The sequence below is a fragment of the Deltaproteobacteria bacterium CG11_big_fil_rev_8_21_14_0_20_42_23 genome (assembly GCA_002796345.1).
Taxonomy (GTDB): Bacteria; UBA10199; UBA10199; order 2-02-FULL-44-16; family 2-02-FULL-44-16; genus 1-14-0-20-42-23.
This window is the reverse complement of record PCXC01000062.1, coordinates 1-14,650: the sequence shown is the minus strand read 5'-3', so window position 1 is coordinate 14,650 and position 14,650 is coordinate 1. Positions and strand designations below refer to the sequence as shown.

At 40.5% G+C, this 14,650-nt stretch carries 17 protein-coding genes; all 17 read right to left on the bottom strand.

The genetic code is table 11. The annotated features are described in order from the left end of the window. Positions 1-73: 73 nt before the first annotated feature. Complete coding sequence (locus COV43_07405; GenBank protein PIR25021.1) at positions 74-667, bottom strand: gliding-motility protein MglA; 594 nt, start codon at positions 665-667, stop codon at positions 74-76. Between the two features lie 63 nt (positions 668-730). After that, on the bottom strand, positions 731-2,104 hold the full coding sequence (locus tag COV43_07400; protein ID PIR25020.1) for a peptidase dimerization domain protein: 1,374 nt from the start codon (positions 2,102-2,104) through the stop codon (positions 731-733). Positions 2,105-2,203: 99 nt separating this feature from the next. Beyond that, complete coding sequence (locus COV43_07395) at positions 2,204-2,851, bottom strand: hypothetical protein (protein ID PIR25019.1); 648 nt, start codon at positions 2,849-2,851, stop codon at positions 2,204-2,206. A 195-nt stretch (positions 2,852-3,046) separates the two neighbouring features. Continuing rightward, entirely contained in the window at positions 3,047-3,451 is a 405-nt protein-coding gene (locus COV43_07390) for a hypothetical protein (protein PIR25018.1), read from the bottom strand. Then, the gene (locus COV43_07385) at positions 3,448-4,917 is read right to left on the bottom strand and encodes a hypothetical protein (GenBank protein ID PIR25017.1); all 1,470 of its coding nucleotides are present in this window, start codon (positions 4,915-4,917) and stop codon (positions 3,448-3,450) included. The genes COV43_07390 and COV43_07385 overlap by 4 nt, the downstream gene beginning before the upstream one ends. Continuing rightward, on the bottom strand, positions 4,914-5,429 hold the full coding sequence (locus COV43_07380; protein ID PIR25016.1) for a hypothetical protein: 516 nt from the start codon (positions 5,427-5,429) through the stop codon (positions 4,914-4,916). Before COV43_07380 ends, COV43_07385 begins: the two co-directional genes overlap by 4 nt. Next, a complete protein-coding gene (locus COV43_07375) occupies positions 5,413-5,949 on the bottom strand; it encodes a hypothetical protein (GenBank protein PIR25015.1) in 537 nt (178 codons plus the stop codon). The genes COV43_07380 and COV43_07375 overlap by 17 nt, the downstream gene beginning before the upstream one ends. Beyond that, positions 5,918-6,787, bottom strand: coding sequence for a hypothetical protein (locus tag COV43_07370; GenBank protein ID PIR25014.1), 870 nt, complete (start codon positions 6,785-6,787; stop codon positions 5,918-5,920). The genes COV43_07375 and COV43_07370 overlap by 32 nt, the downstream gene beginning before the upstream one ends. Further along, entirely contained in the window at positions 6,787-7,467 is a 681-nt protein-coding gene (locus COV43_07365; GenBank protein ID PIR25013.1) for a hypothetical protein, read from the bottom strand. Before COV43_07365 ends, COV43_07370 begins: the two co-directional genes overlap by 1 nt. Then, on the bottom strand, positions 7,464-9,254 hold the full coding sequence (locus COV43_07360; protein ID PIR25012.1) for a hypothetical protein: 1,791 nt from the start codon (positions 9,252-9,254) through the stop codon (positions 7,464-7,466). Before COV43_07360 ends, COV43_07365 begins: the two co-directional genes overlap by 4 nt. Beyond that, on the bottom strand, positions 9,227-10,738 hold the full coding sequence (locus COV43_07355) for a hypothetical protein (protein ID PIR25011.1): 1,512 nt from the start codon (positions 10,736-10,738) through the stop codon (positions 9,227-9,229). Before COV43_07355 ends, COV43_07360 begins: the two co-directional genes overlap by 28 nt. After that, positions 10,735-11,601 (bottom strand): Flp pilus assembly protein CpaB, encoded by an 867-nt coding sequence (cpaB, locus tag COV43_07350; GenBank protein PIR25010.1) that lies wholly within the window; start codon positions 11,599-11,601, stop codon positions 10,735-10,737. The genes COV43_07355 and cpaB overlap by 4 nt, the downstream gene beginning before the upstream one ends. After that, a complete protein-coding gene (locus tag COV43_07345) occupies positions 11,540-11,860 on the bottom strand; it encodes a hypothetical protein (GenBank protein ID PIR25009.1) in 321 nt (106 codons plus the stop codon). Before COV43_07345 ends, cpaB begins: the two co-directional genes overlap by 62 nt. Then, positions 11,857-12,720 carry a hypothetical protein gene (locus COV43_07340; GenBank protein PIR25008.1) on the bottom strand — a complete coding sequence of 288 codons (864 nt, stop codon included), beginning with the start codon at positions 12,718-12,720 and terminating at the stop codon, positions 11,857-11,859. Before COV43_07340 ends, COV43_07345 begins: the two co-directional genes overlap by 4 nt. Next, positions 12,717-13,097, bottom strand: a complete 381-nt coding sequence (locus tag COV43_07335) for a hypothetical protein (GenBank protein ID PIR25007.1) — start codon at positions 13,095-13,097, stop codon at positions 12,717-12,719. Before COV43_07335 ends, COV43_07340 begins: the two co-directional genes overlap by 4 nt. Further along, positions 13,094-13,288 carry a hypothetical protein gene (locus tag COV43_07330; GenBank protein PIR25006.1) on the bottom strand — a complete coding sequence of 65 codons (195 nt, stop codon included), beginning with the start codon at positions 13,286-13,288 and terminating at the stop codon, positions 13,094-13,096. Before COV43_07330 ends, COV43_07335 begins: the two co-directional genes overlap by 4 nt. Before the next feature lie 618 nt (positions 13,289-13,906). After that, positions 13,907-14,497 (bottom strand): recombination protein RecR, encoded by a 591-nt coding sequence (locus COV43_07325; GenBank protein ID PIR25005.1) that lies wholly within the window; start codon positions 14,495-14,497, stop codon positions 13,907-13,909. Positions 14,498-14,650: the final 153 nt, after the last annotated feature.

Here is a 14,650-nt window from a genome sequence, read left to right as displayed (position 1 = left end):
AAAATGAATGAACGTAAAAAAAATGCGCCCGTGAAAGGCGCGTAAACACTTGCTTAGAGGGGAGGCGAAAAAACTAATCGCGTTTTTCTTTTAAACTCCGAAGCACTTTTCCTGCAATTTTTTCAAGCACTTGAAAGGTGCCAACATCTTCAGTGGCTACCGTCTCTACGCCTTCGCCCTGAAGGCTTTGGCTTAAAACCGCACGCATTTCTTCCACCGGAAGAGCATTTTGCACATCGCGTTTGTTGTACTGAAACACAAGAGGAACCGTGGAAAGGTCGTGGCCTTCCTTTGCCAAAATCTCGCGAAGTGACTGCAAAGCCTGAATATTAGCTTCCATCCGGTCCAGCTGAGAATCCACTACGAATACCACACCGTCTACACCTTTCGATGTCAGCGAACGCGCTTGGCTGTAGCCCATTTCTCCGGGAACGGTGTAGAGATGCAAACGCAAGGAGTAATTTTTATACTTCCCAAGCGTAAGCGGAACAAAATCGAAAAACAAAGTGCGATCATCATCTTGATTGAGTGAAATCAGGTCACCTTTTGAATTTTTCTTCACTTGCTTGCAAATGGACTTAAGGCTTGTAGACTTTCCACATCGCGGAGAACCATAATAGACAACCTTACAGTTCACTTCTTTTGTTTTTTCATTGATAAATGACACAAGTGCTCCTTTTTGATGAGAGATTCTATTTATGCACATCTCAAAGTCAACGCATCAAATACTTTAGGCCTTAACGCGAGAAAATTCATCGTACAAATAGGCACAGGTTTTGATGCCTTTATAAAAGTGCTCAAGTCTAAAATTTTCATCGGGCGAATGGATATTATCTGCGTTCAAGCCAAAACCCACCATAATAGAAGGAGCTTTCAGCACTTTTTGAAACACCGCTGTAATGGGAATGGAAGCGCCTTCACGGACGAGCTGTGGTCTCTTTGCAAACGCTGATTCGAAGGCGTTTTGCGCCGCAACCAAATAGGGGCTATCAACAGGAACCATAACAGGCTCACCATAATGCAACACCTTCACTTCAACCTCTACACCTTGGGGACAAATGCTTTCGATATAGTCTTTAATCATCTTGCAGCATTTTTCAGGATTTTGATTGGCTACAATGCGAGAACTGATTTTGAAATGGCCTTCAGAAGCAATCACCGTTTTGGAACCCTCACCCATATATCCACCCCAAACACCATGCACATCCAGGGATGGTCTGGCCCAGTTACGTTCTTCGGTGGAAAACCCTTTCTCGCCCCACAATGCTTTTACTCCAATTTCTTTTTTCAAGTATTCGTCATCATTTACACGAGCAAAATCTTTTCGCTCTTGCTCAGTCAACTTCACCACATCATCATAATAACCCGGAATTTGAATGACTCCGTTTTCATCTTGAAGTTGTGCAATAATTTTTGCCATGGCATTTAAGGGGTTTTGAATTTTTCCCCCATACACGCCAGAGTGGACATCGCGCGAAGGCCCTTTCACCTTTACTTCCAGGTAACACAGTCCGCGCAAAGAAGTTACAATAGTAGGCAAATCTGGTCTATTCCAAGACGTATCCGAAATGGTAATGGCATCACAGGCAAGAAGCTCTGGATTTTGCTCAACGAAAAGATCGGTAGCTCCTGTTCCAGCTTCTTCTTCCCCTTCAATAAACACCTTCACATTTACTGGCAGCCCACCGGTTTGTGTGATGAGGGCCTCAAAAGCACACAAGTGCGTATACAGCTGGCCCTTGTCATCGGCAGTGCCTCTGGCATAAAGCGCTCCATCTTTCACTACAGGTTCAAAAGGAGGATTGGTCCATTTTTCAAGAGGATCTGGCGGTTGAACATCGTAGTGACCGTACAAAAGAATGGTAGGCTTGTCTTTTCCGGCATGAAGATAATCACCATAGACGGCAGGACAACCTTTCGTTTCTTTCACTTCAACATGATCGAAACCAATCTTTTTTAACCTGTCTGCAACCCATTCCGCTCCACGTTTGATTTCACCTCGGTAAGCAGAATCAGCTGAAATACTTTTGATTTTAAGAAGCTCAATTAATTCGTTCAGATAACGATCTTGATTTTCTTCAATATAATTAATGACTTGTTCCATAAACCTTCTCACTTTCCTTTCATAAAAGATAAACGCTAAAGAGGGAAAACATCAGCTGTTGAGGATACTAACAAACAGGAGGACGAAGTCAACTGAAGCTTAGAATCCTTTTTGGAGCAGAAGCTCAAACTCCGAAAACTTATCCGTGGCACCTTCATCAGCAGACCACGAAGCAACGGCATCGAAGTCTACAGCTTGGCTGCGGGCAACGGCAAGCGCATGTTCCAAGGCCCGCCGGTTTCCCCAGCGATACCATTGTGCCAGACGGTCTCTCACTGAGTCAGTGGCTGAAAGCAGCGCAATGTCAGCTATGCGGGTTTTGATGGTTTCACAGCGGCTAACCCTGCTGTCTCCAAGCAAAATAGGAGGGGAATAAAACTGAATATCGAAAGAACTTTTGGAGCTGGTAAAATGTCGCACTTCGCCCATTCGAAACGAAAGTTTTTTCAACAGGCCTTCCATAAACTCAACGTGAAACACAGGAATGACCAGAGCAAGATGCTCCACTTCAATGGCTGTGCTGTAGAGAGCCGCAGCACCTTCGCCAATAAGCACTGCATCTACATCGTGCGTCTTTAACGCGGCAATAATATGGGAAACAGCTTCACGAAAAGAAACCTTTTTCCAGTGGCGATAAATCACTTTTTTTGCTTTCGTCGCACTTTTCTTTTTTGGAGCAGAAGCCACCTTCTTTTTGGTGGTTTTCTTTTTGAGCACAGCTTTCTTTTTGGAAATTTTCTTTTTCATAGCGCTTCTATCTAGGGCAAGCACAGCAAAAACTCAAATCTAAAGTGAAGGAAATATTAGACCTCTTGCATAACCTGCTGCGCAACCCAATGGTGACGATGTTGATTGGTTGTCACCCTGAACGAATGTGCCCGCCTGCCGGACGGGCAGGAAGGGTCTCCTCGTTCAATTGTCAGAGGAGATCCTTCGTTACTCTCAGGATGGGCATAATGGCAAAAAATGGACTGAGTTGCCATTATTGGACTTCGTTGAGGGCTCGCGACGGTTCTGTAAGAGGTCTATTCTCAACTCCAAAATATATTTCACCGGGCAAAGAGAAAAAGAAATGTTCCAGCGCTTAAAAAAAGAAGGCGTCTTTCCAAACGTTTTGTGAGAAACCAGCAAAAACTCCGACTCATTCTGTTTCAGCAGCCAAAAAACGTTCAAGTACTCTGTTGAAGCCTGCCAAATGCCCCACCAAAAACGAAAAGGGAAACAAAACAACACACCATCGTAGGTGATGAGCGCTTCATTCATCATGCCCAAGCTTCTTTCTCTCATGCTTTTGGCCAAAGCAACGCGATATGTTTTTCCATTTAACAGCACCTTCATCTCTTTCATGAGCTCAATTCCTTCAAGGCCAAACGAAGTTTTGCATTTAAATGAAATTTTTCTGTTGAACTTGGCACGTGATGGAGATGTGTCTGTAAAAAACGAAGATCGTCCACCTTCACCTCTTCGGAAACACAGTAAAGATAAGCCTTGTAGAGCTTGAGGTGCGAAGGGAAAAGATGAATTGCTTTTTGAAACCACGCCACAGCTTTCATCTTTTCATCTTCAACACATATAGAAACAGCAGCTTCTGCATAAGAAGCCGAAGCATAAAAGCGAGGATACCTTTTTTCGAGAGTAAAAAGTTTTTTGCTCACGCCACTTTTATGGCGATCATAAAGCAAAAACAGAAGATCAAGATGATCAACACAAAACCCTTTCGCAAAAGAGGAAAATGAAGAACGCATGCGCCTTGCTTTTTTCCACTTTTCTTCACGAATGAAGGCTTGAGCCTTTTTACATTTTAACATCGTTGATGAACGAGAAATATCGTTTGTAAAAAACTGTGATAGCAGTTGATTCCCTCTTCGATTCAAAAAAACACTCTTCCAATATTGTTTTATTTTTTGATCTGGAAACGAAAGATGCTCTAAGCTAGGAAATATTCTTTCATCATGTTTTGGAAGACTAAGGAGGTAGAGAAGCATGTCGAATGGATGTGATTTTTTTTCAAGTAACTGGCGGCTTAATGAATATGCTTTTTGCTTCTTGCCAAAAAGCAGGCTGCACATAATTTCAGCGCGAAGCTTCTCATTTACGTTTTGAAATTGAGACAAGAGCAAAAGCTGATATTCAAGCGCCTTGCAGTATTGGTCATTTTCAAGACAAACAAGTTCATTTTCTTGAAGCAATTCTAAGGAAAGCGCGAAAAGATAATGAATATATGAATCCAGCTTTCCACTTTTCCAAAAATCTTCAGAAAAGTTGATGCTGGCATCAGGGGAAAGTATTTCATCAGAAAGAACAAAAACGCTGTCTTTCTCATTTGCTTCATTTTTAATTTTTTTCGCAATTTCAGCACACAACAATAACGCTTCCAAAGCATTTTCTTTCTGAAAACAACTGAGGCTTACAAAAACTTTATCGCCCGCATAGCTATACGAAACACCCTTTTCCAATCCTTCATCGTTTGAAAATGAAAAGCGTGAAAAAAGAAAAGATCCATTTTCGAATTTTTCTTGATGCTGATCGTGAAGCATGAAGTCATTCAGTTCAGCTTTCATTTCTTCTTGATAGCTCAAAACTTGCTCTGATGTTCTGAGCATTTTCCCGAAGTGAGAAAACTGATAAAGGACAGATACTGTTTTTCCATAGATGTCTGTTTCAAATTCAATGCGATGTGGAGACAAAGAAAGAAGCTTTGCTTTATCAGGGTAAAACAATGGTGAAGACAAAAAAGGAAAGTGCAATTCGCTCGCAAACGCTTGTGGTGCTAGAAAAAGAAGGATGAGAAAAAAAAGAAACTTCTTCTTCATCTGTTCTCCTTCATCTTTAAAAGCAAAACATCAATCAAGTGCAATGAGTTCAAATGTGGATAAAGTGCTTTCAACAGAACAAAGCTAGCATGAGCTTGCTGCTCATTTTCCTCTTGTACATAGTGGATAATCTCTTGAAAAAGTTCCTTTTCAGAAAACAGTGGACGATTTGCTTGCGAGAAAAAGAAAATGACCACAATTAAAAGTGAGATAACTCCCGCACAAAACAATCTGTGCATTTTCTGAAATGGAAAAATAAACACATACTCGCTAAGTGCCATTTTCATTTTTCTTTTCCAAAAAACGTAGCGTGATTTTTCGTGTGACTGAAGAGAAATTATTCTCGCTCCAAAAATGGCTTTGGCTATAATTGAGTGTGGAAGCGCATTTCCAACTATCTCATGTGAAAGAAATGGAGATTGTTCAAAAAAATACAGGTATAAAATCTTTTTTTTACCAAAATCATTTTTCACCGTTTTTCCATTCCATTTTATTTCACAAATCCTCTTCATCCTTCACTCCTTTCACGGTAACGCAACAAAAATCACCTTGTCCAAAAAAGGAAAACTTTTTCTTATGAGAAATAAAAAAACGCCATTGAGATGATTGTTTAAATGATTCTGTTAAGAACTGAAGTAATGCGGGAACATCCTCGTCTTGAAACAATTCAACAAAATGTGCTGATTTTTTTTCGTTCTGCGGAAGAATAAGGTTGAAGTAGCGATCAAAAAGATACACTTCCCTTTCATGTGATGATGCCATCGCCTTCAGAAAAAAATGTGCGTATTCATTTTGCAAAGGAGAAGTTTCTCTCTGAGTATAAGAAGAGAAATCTGGTTTTTTTCTCACATATAAAAGCGAAAGAAGAACAAAAAGAAGCCCTTTTGCTCCCAATGAAGTATCGGCCAATTTTCCATGAGGAAGAAAATGAATGCTGAGCAAAGCAAACGCTATGAGCAAACCAAAAAAAACTATTTTTTGCCAAGAGTGTTTTGCTTTTTTAAAAAACTGATGTGAAAAGAAGCGATTCAATTCCACCCTCCATAAAACAAATAAAAATGGGGCCAAAAATAATCATAAAACTGCACGGCATAATGATGAAAAGAAGAGGAAATAAAATCTTCTGCGAAGCAAGCTGTGCAAGCTTTTCCGCTTGGGAAAGCCTTTCTGCTTTCAGCTGGTGAGAGAGGTGTTTTAGCGCATTTGCCAAAGGTGTTCCCAATTGTTCAGCGTGACGAAGCGAAAGGAGAAAACGAGAAAAATCTTTTTGATCCACTCGCTTTTCTAAATGAAGCAAGGCTGTTTTTTTTGGGATGCCAAGTTGAAGGTCTTTAAAAAAGTGGTCTAACTCGAAAGAAAGAAATGGGAATGAAACATACTGCAAGATCCAATGAAGCGCCGGAAGAGAAGCCTTTCCAGAGCTAACCGCTAACGAAAGCCAATCGAGAAAATCTGGAAGCACTTCCTTTATCGTTCCATTTTTTCTTTTTCGAACTTGTACCAAAAAATATAAACTCAAGCCAAATGAAATTAAAATTGCAAAAAAAAGAGCAGAAAACAACGAAAGGAAAAAAGTGAAAAAAACAGACAGAACAAACATTGCCAAAACTTGAAGCACAAACAAATCTAGAGCTTGAAGTTTTGAAAACAAACCAGAACAAGCAAGCAAACCTCCATAAAATGACTGAAGCTTCAAGGCGTTAAAAGCTCTATTCAACTTTCTTCTCCCAAAGTGAAAAAGCGAAGCAAACCAAACATCATCCGTTCCAGATGCATGAAAAAAGGACCTCACCCGAAGATAGAGGCAAATTGAGAGCAAGAAAAAAAAGCTCGCTGCAAAAAGAAAAAGAAGTGAAAGGTATTTATCCATTAGACAGGCACCTTCAAAATTTTCTTCAGTAAAAATGCTCCAAGTATTTCCAAAAAGAAAATGACCCCAAGGAAAACATTCCCAAGTGAGCTTTCAAAAAAGGGAGCGCAATAATTTGGCGCAAAAAGTAAAAATCCAAGCAAAAAGAAAAAAGGCATACACAGCAGAACAATGCCTTGCCACTTTGCTTGCGAAGTGTGTTGAAGTATTTTTTTTGCAAGCTCTCTTCGTCTTTGAAGGGTCTGCGCAAGCTCTTCAAACAAGGCTGAAAGATCTCCACCACTTTTTGAAAACAGAGCAACACTCTGACAAAACATTTCAACTTCTTTGTGCTTTCGTCTTTCAGCGAGCTGCAAAAAGGCATCGGAAAGCGATGAACCTAATTGAACCGAATAAACTATTTGCTCACATTCTCTTTTCACAATACCTTCCGACTCTTCAGCAGCAAGTTCACAAGATTGGTATAAATTGAAGCCCGATCTCAAAAATGAGCAGTAGGCTACAAGCAGGTCTGGAAGCGCATTTGCGAAAGATTCTGTTTGTTTCTTTTCTCTTTGCTGAGAAAAAAATGAAAAAAGTGATTCAAAAAAAGTGAGCACTCGTTTTTTCTCCCGAAAGAGGAAAAGGGAAACAGAAAAAAGGAAAAGGAATCTAAAAACATCACTCAGAAAAAAAATCATACACAACCCCACACTTCTTCAACTTTTTTCTGAGAGGGAACAGGTGAAGCCTTCCATCTTTTCTCTCTTTCACTCCATGAATAAAGGGGGTGAAGGCTTATCACATCACCTTGCATTCCTTGTATTTCCCACACCTCTTTCACCCTTCTTTTTGACGATGTATCTTTTCCCAAAAAAATCAGCACATGAATGGCACTTGAAATTTGATTTCGAATAGCGCGCAGCGGCATCTCGACACCCGCAAGTAAAATCATAGTTTCCAGCCTCGTGATTGCATCTTGCGCACTGTTAGCGTGAAGTGTGGTAAGTGACCCCAAATGCCCTGTATTCATAGCTTGCAGCATATCGAGCACTTCGTTTCCTCTGCACTCACCTACAATAATTCGGTCTGGCCGCATTCGAAGAGCATTTCGCAACAACTCTCTAATGCTCACCTCTCCCGATCCTTCAATGTTTTTAGATCTGGCTTCAAGGCGCACAACGTGCTCGTGCTTTAGCTTAAGCTCGCAAGCATCTTCAATAGTGATCAATCGTTCTTGAAGTGGAATAAAATGTGTGAGCGCCGAAAGAAAACTGGTTTTCCCAGAACTGGTTGCACCACAAAGAAGAATATTTGATTTGTTTAAAATGGCTTTTTGAAAATATTCATACATTTCTTCCGAAAACATTTTTCGCTTAAGCAAATCATCCATTTCGAAACCTTTTGTCGAAAATTTTCGAATGCTAACTTGAGGACCATCAACCGCAAGCGGTGGTATGATAACATTTACGCGAGAACCATCTTTCAATCTTCCATCAACAAGCGGACTACTTTCATCAATTCTTTTTCCCAAAGGCGAAATAATACGATCGATCACGGCTAGCAGTTGCTCGCGATTTGAAAAACGATGTTCCGTCTTGGATAAGATTCCATTTTCTTCAATGTAAATGGATCTTGTGTCATGAACCAAAATTTCACTGATATTTTCTTGGCCCAGAAAATATTCTAATGGTCCAAAACCGTTCACTTCGGAGAGCAGCGAAAAGACAAGCGATTCTTTTTCATCATCTGAGAGAGTTTTATTTTCGTGAGCCAACAAATATGAAATATAATCTCTCATTTCAGCTTCTGACTTTGTTCTTTTTTCTTTTTTTTCTTCACGAAGAAACTCTTGGAGTTTCGGAAGTATTTTCGTTTTTATTTCTTCATGTGAAAAAGAGAACTCACTTTTCTGTTCGCGAAAAAATAATTCACACTTTTGAAGCATACTCCTCGCGCCATTTAAACTCCCAAAGCAATTCAATCCCCACAGTGATTCCATGGTGTTTTGAGTTTCAACTAAAGGATGAGTCTCAGTAAAAAAAACAGCAATATTATTCTTGTTTACTCCACTCACCATGAGGTCGTGAACTTTCCTTTGAACGCTTGTTTTATCAGTCTTTTCGGGGTGAAGAGAAAAAAGGATTAACGTTTCTTCGCGTTGATTCAACACCGCTTTCACATCATGAAAGGGAAAGAAAAAGTAATCATACTGTTGCCGAAAATGAGGCCTTTCTGCATCAAGGTCAAAAAAACTCTGGGAAGAAATACTGTAGTGTTCCGGAGTTTTCAGCATTTCTTTCAGCGTCTCATCGGAAAGCTCTTGCGAAAAAGAAAGAATATGAGAATTCATTTTTTTTAACTCTGAAAACACAAGACAGGCCCGATTTTGCTGAGCAAAAACTTTTGCAAGGGCAAACAGACTTTGCTCATCATCTTCTGCGACAACAAAAATCTTTTTTATTTTTGGTGATATTTGCTGGTCCACTGTACTTTCCTTTTCTTAGGCTTTATCACTTCTCCAAGAGTTTTTTCTGCGATATATTCACGATATTCTTTTTTGGATCTGTTTTTTATGATCTCTTCTTCACTTTGAGACCATCGGCTAAGTTGCTTCACTGCTGATTCTTCGGCGGAAGAACCTACAAGACTTGGAGTAACCACAAGCACAAATTCACTTTTATTGGATTGAAAATCTCGTGACGAAAGAAGTGAAAATAAAGCTGAAGAGGTATCAATATCTTTTGGAATTCTGTTTTTCATTTTAACTTCTGAATTTCGAATAATGTTCGCAAGCACAAGACTTTCACCCAACGGGCAAATGACAGAAGTGTTGACGCTGCTCTCATCAATGCCACCCTCAAGATTACTAGAAGGTGCAGAAAGCTTTGCCCTGATTTGCAAATCAACTTTGTTATCAACATAGATAGGACTCGCTTCAATTTTTAGACCCATTTGCTTAAAGTGAACTTGCTCCGCTTGATAGTAGGGAACTTCCGTGCCACTAAACATTTCGGCATCCTCACCATTTTTCACCATCAAGCTTGGTTCTTCCAAAATTTTCGCTTCACCTTTTTGGTGCGCGTATCGAATTTTGGGTAGCAAGTTGAACGCAAAGCCAATCAGCTCTCTTCCCAGTCCACTGATCTCGCTTATGATTCCACCTCCGCCGCCGGTGATGTTTGATGAAGTTTTTTGTGGAAAAGAACCTGGAGCCCATTGGATGCCAAAGTTTTTGAGCGCTGATTTTTTCACTTCAAGCAAATGAAAGTGAAGCATGATCACTTCACCCACACCGGCCGTTCTTCCTTTTTCTTTAACGCTGATCAGATTTTTGATGTGAGGAGAATAAAGTGAGGCAATGGCAAAGGCTTTTTGAGCCTGATCTTTATCGTAAACTGTGCCTTCCAACACAAAGGTATTATTATGCGAAACCACCTGTATTCCTGGAATGTGAATGGCTTTAGAAATTTCATCCGCTGTGCGTTTAATTTCAACATTTCCAAGTTTTAGATTATTTTTTACATATCGACTTGAACTGGCAAAACTCTGGGCAACCTCAAGGGTATCAAGGTCTTCCACTTTTCCTTCAAGGTGAATGCGTCCATTTTTTGTTTTCACTTTTACTTCTGGCAAAGAAGAAAAAGTATTTTCAGCTTCTTGCATTACATCTCGTAAAACCGTTGAATAAATACTCACCACCAACTTCTGCTGCCGCACTCCATTTTGATCCCAAACGGTAAGAGATGTTTCGCCTTCGGAAAGAGCGTTCAAAAAAATCTGATCGCGCGTTGATGAAACCATGTAATCCAATATTTTTCGATTTCCAACGGCAACGTCACCAATTAAAAATCCTGTATCGTGCGTACTCGACTCGCCTTTCATCAAATGAATTTGCTCTTCTTGTATTTTCGCTTCAGCCAATGCACAAACGGAAGAAAGGATTAAAAAGAAAAGGAATATTTTTTTCACCGCGCACCTCTATATTCATGAAAGCGTTGTTTACGTTGCAAAAAAGATTCGCCCGGAAGCAAGTCCTCTACACTCGCCCTTGGAAAAGCTTGAACATTTTTTGCATTTTTAGCTCTCAAGCTTAAGGAAACATTTCCATATTCACGCGCGAAAATAAGTTTTGGGAGTTCTTCAACACTCACCTCTAAACTCACCAAGGTTTCCTTTGAAAGTGTATTTATTTCGGCAAGCGGGGCTGAAACAGATGAAGTTTTTTTCTTTTTAAACGGTTCGCCAAAAAGATGCTTGCCAACTGATAAAACCAGCAGGTCTTGGGAAATCATGGTGGTGAGATATTTTCCCGCTCTTTCACCAACTTCAAGATTGGCGAAAACATCTACTCTATCTCCAGGCTTGATGAGATCTGCAGATGCATTTTCAGGAGAAAAGAGAAAACTCATTGATCTTTTTTCTGGATTTATCACCGGCGCAAGCCCTGTGTTTGCACCAATCTCCGAGAAGTTCGGCTTTAGAAGTGGAGAGCCAGCTTCAAGGTCAACTTGCAACACTTTTCCAAGCACCTCATTTTTATTTCTCACCATGTCACGGGTAAGAAATGTTCCTTGAAGCAAAATCTCACCAAGATCTTCTTCGCGAAGAATATGCCCTGAAGAAAAAGTATGCTTCGCCGCCAAAATAACTTGTGGCGAACTTAAAAAAGAAAGCCGTGCTTCTTTTTGATGAAAGTAAGAACTTGAAAAGAGGAATGCCAATACTGCAAACAGCAACGCAGCATGCACTGGTTTTTCAATGAGCTTTCGCTTAATTTTTGCAATGTGTATCTGCAAGAACAAAGACCTCCTGTGATGTATCGAGTGTATGATTCAAAAATGAAAACTTTGGAAACACCTGTGTTACAAAGCTTTGCTGTTCATGTTCAAAACAAGAATTGGAAAGCAAATCTTCACTCTTTTGTTTTTGATGTAAAAAAACATGCATCTTTACAGTTGAGTGAAGAAGATTGTGTTCACATTGAAGAAAAAATGAACTGAAACCAAATAGACTTAAAAGGATGAAGACGAAAAAAGGATACAGCATCACAAACTCAATCAAAACAGCTCCGCGTTCAGTGTGTTTCTTCAATGCCTCGCTCCTTCCCACCACAATGTTGTGCCAGAAAATTGAGTTTGAAGTGCAAGTACAGCTGGAGCAAAAGCTGTTTTGTACAGAAATTCGCCATCAGAAATAGCTTCGTTTATATTTCTCGACTCTTTTTGAGCAAAGGCTGAAATGGATCCAGCATAAGGCTTTGCGGTTGATAGACTTGAAAGTTTTATGTTTCCAAAAAAGGATGGAAACAAAGGTGCTGAAGTTTCAATCTTGGCTTCAACAGCATTGATGAGTTGCAACGAAGTATTTTTTACACAACGCGTAAGTAGTTCTCCACCACCAGCATGCATTTTGTGGTTATTGGGATCAAAAATACTTCCGTTAATTTGATCGTAAGAAAGGTATTCTAAAAGAGATTGCTGCGTTAAGGGATCGCGCGTGCAGGAAATACTGTTTGGCACATCTGCCACTCTTGAGACTTGCACCTTTGCGGGAAAATGTTGATAAAAACTTTTTAAGGAAAACCAAAGTGAATCATTTTGCACTTTTTGTTCTTCTTCAAAAATCTGATTTATTTTTTCTTTTTGAACTTTACGTGCTTGCTGCAAAAGAGTTTTTCCACTTTTTTCATCTTGCGAATCAGCCTCAAAAATGCGCTTCACTTTTCTAAATTCTTCTGCAATCTCCCAGTTGAGCAAGGCTATTTTGTTGAGATGATTTGTCATCACAAGCGCACCAGATGCCGCTGCGCTGTCGCTTGCTGCCTGCAATCGCGTCCGCAAATAAACACTGCAAAGCACATTCACCACAAAACAAAGCAGAAGACAGAAAAATGGAAAAGCAAATACAAAAAGCAAAGTGGCCACACCTTTTTCGCTCTTAAGCTTCATCATTTTCCTCCTAAAAACAGGTAAGCATTATCTCCCTTTTGGGAGAGTGAGCTTGAAAAAGCTTCTTGCTCTGAGAAAAATGGAAAGGTTAACGAAAGTGAGCGGTGAAAAACTGAAAACCTTGAAAAAGAACGTGGAAAAAAGGTGAACACAAGATTTTTATTATGCTCTCTAGTTTGTATTTCTTTTAATACCGACTTTGCTTCTTCATCTGCAGGTGCATGAACAAGCTGAGCCCGGAAAGCCTTGAATGATGCATATTGGAAAAGCTGTTCTTTCACTCCCAAAAACGAAAACTCAACCAAGAGAAAAAGAAAGAAGAAAAATCCAAAAAAACAAAACACCATTTCAATGCTCATGCTTCCACGCTGCGCTTTCATTCGCTTGCTCCTGCCATTTCTTGATTCGTCTCAAGCCAGCCACCAACATTTCCCGCCATTTGTTCTACACTGCCCCTAAATTTTGGAATCAGCTGAGACGCAGCTGCCACAAGGCCTAGAACGATGACGGCTACGATCAACATATATTCCGTTGCCGTTTGTCCTTTTTGATTTTTGCAAAATCGTTTCATTTTTTTCTCCTTTAATGATGGCTCGGATGAAGACACGTTTCTTGAATGCCACGAAACAGAAGCTTAAAAAGCTGAATCACTTTTGACTGTGGATGAAAAAGTAAGGCCGCCATCGAAAGCGACAATGACAACACTAGCATATATTCCACAGCACTCTGCCCCTCTTGCTTTTTCATACCAATGCTAAGAGCAGAATCTGTGCCAGGAGAATGGATGGGCTAAGTAGTGAAAATGGATATGTTTTATGAATGATGAAGTGACAAAACTTGTCTTGGTTTCGACAGAACTTACTACTTTTTGTCATCCCAAAATGAAGTCTTCGTAGAGACGCATTGCAATGCGTCTCTACAATTGTTCGTGTTATTGCAGAAAAAAACAAAATTGGCCGAGGAGTCCCTTCACATCCGTTCAGGGTGACAACGAGTTGTTGAAATTGCTGGATCCCCGCGTTCCTGCCAAAGGTAGGCAAGCGCGAGGATAACAAACTTAAAACCAGAATTGGCCGAGGAGATTCTTCTCTTCGTTCAGAATGACAAAGCAAAAAAAAAGTACTAAGTACCATCGTACTATTGTTCCATTGATCCATCGCACTATTGAACCATTAAATCATCGCACCAGTTACACCTGATGTCGTTCTTCAAACGCTCTGGTGAGGGTGGTGGCGTCGACGTATTCCAAATCGCCACCGACGGGAATTCCGCTTGCCAAGCGGGTTATCTTGAGGCCAACAGGTTTTAAGAGGCGGGTTAGGTAAAGTGCTGTAGCTTCGCCTTCCACATTGATGTTGGTGGCGATGACAATTTCTGCGACAGGTTGAGTTTCTAAACGTTGCAACAACTCTTTGATTTTTAAATCTTCTGGCCCAACTCCATCAAGCGGCGACAACGCTCCATGCAAGACATGGTAGTGTCCGCGAAACGCGCCGGTTTTTTCGATGGCCATTAAGTCTGATGGCTCTTCTACCACGCACAGCGAAGTGGCATCGCGTTTATCGTTTGCGCATAAGCTACACGGATTTTGTTCGGTGAGAGAAAAACACGAAGAGCACAGCGTAACTTTTTCTTTGATGTCAACAAGCGCCTGTGAAAACGCATAAGCATAACCAGCGTCTTGCCGCAGAATGTACAACGCATAGCGAAGCGCAGTTTTTTCGCCAACACCCGGCAACTTGCTTAACTCGTGCACCAATCTGTTAATGGGATTTGTCATTGTAAATTAAATTTATCCGTCATCCTCTGGCTTGACCAGGCCTGCCCGTCCGGCAGGCGGGGGATCTATCGTCTTAAAGGTCAAGCAGAAAGCGGATAAAATGCGATGTTATTTTTTAACATGGCATTTAAACACACAATCATCTTACGCATG

What these genes read in the sequence shown, in the direction of transcription:
- COV43_07365 (PIR25013.1), bottom strand. Translation starts at nt 7,467, where the DNA reads ATGATTTTTTTTCTGAGTGATGTTTTTAGATTCCTTTTCCTTTTTTCT.
- COV43_07380 (PIR25016.1), bottom strand. Translation starts at nt 5,429, where the DNA reads ATGAAGAGGATTTGTGAAATAAAATGGAATGGAAAAACGGTGAAAAAT.
- COV43_07400 (PIR25020.1), bottom strand. Translation starts at nt 2,104, where the DNA reads ATGGAACAAGTCATTAATTATATTGAAGAAAATCAAGATCGTTATCTG.
- COV43_07325 (PIR25005.1), bottom strand. Translation starts at nt 14,497, where the DNA reads ATGACAAATCCCATTAACAGATTGGTGCACGAGTTAAGCAAGTTGCCG.
- COV43_07335 (PIR25007.1), bottom strand. Translation starts at nt 13,097, where the DNA reads ATGAAAGCGCAGCGTGGAAGCATGAGCATTGAAATGGTGTTTTGTTTT.
- COV43_07395 (PIR25019.1), bottom strand. Translation starts at nt 2,851, where the DNA reads ATGAAAAAGAAAATTTCCAAAAAGAAAGCTGTGCTCAAAAAGAAAACC.
- COV43_07370 (PIR25014.1), bottom strand. Translation starts at nt 6,787, where the DNA reads ATGGATAAATACCTTTCACTTCTTTTTCTTTTTGCAGCGAGCTTTTTT.
- COV43_07340 (PIR25008.1), bottom strand. Translation starts at nt 12,720, where the DNA reads ATGATGAAGCTTAAGAGCGAAAAAGGTGTGGCCACTTTGCTTTTTGTA.
- COV43_07330 (PIR25006.1), bottom strand. Translation starts at nt 13,288, where the DNA reads ATGAAACGATTTTGCAAAAATCAAAAAGGACAAACGGCAACGGAATAT.
- COV43_07385 (PIR25017.1), bottom strand. Translation starts at nt 4,917, where the DNA reads ATGAAGAAGAAGTTTCTTTTTTTTCTCATCCTTCTTTTTCTAGCACCA.
- COV43_07390 (PIR25018.1), bottom strand. Translation starts at nt 3,451, where the DNA reads ATGAAAGAGATGAAGGTGCTGTTAAATGGAAAAACATATCGCGTTGCT.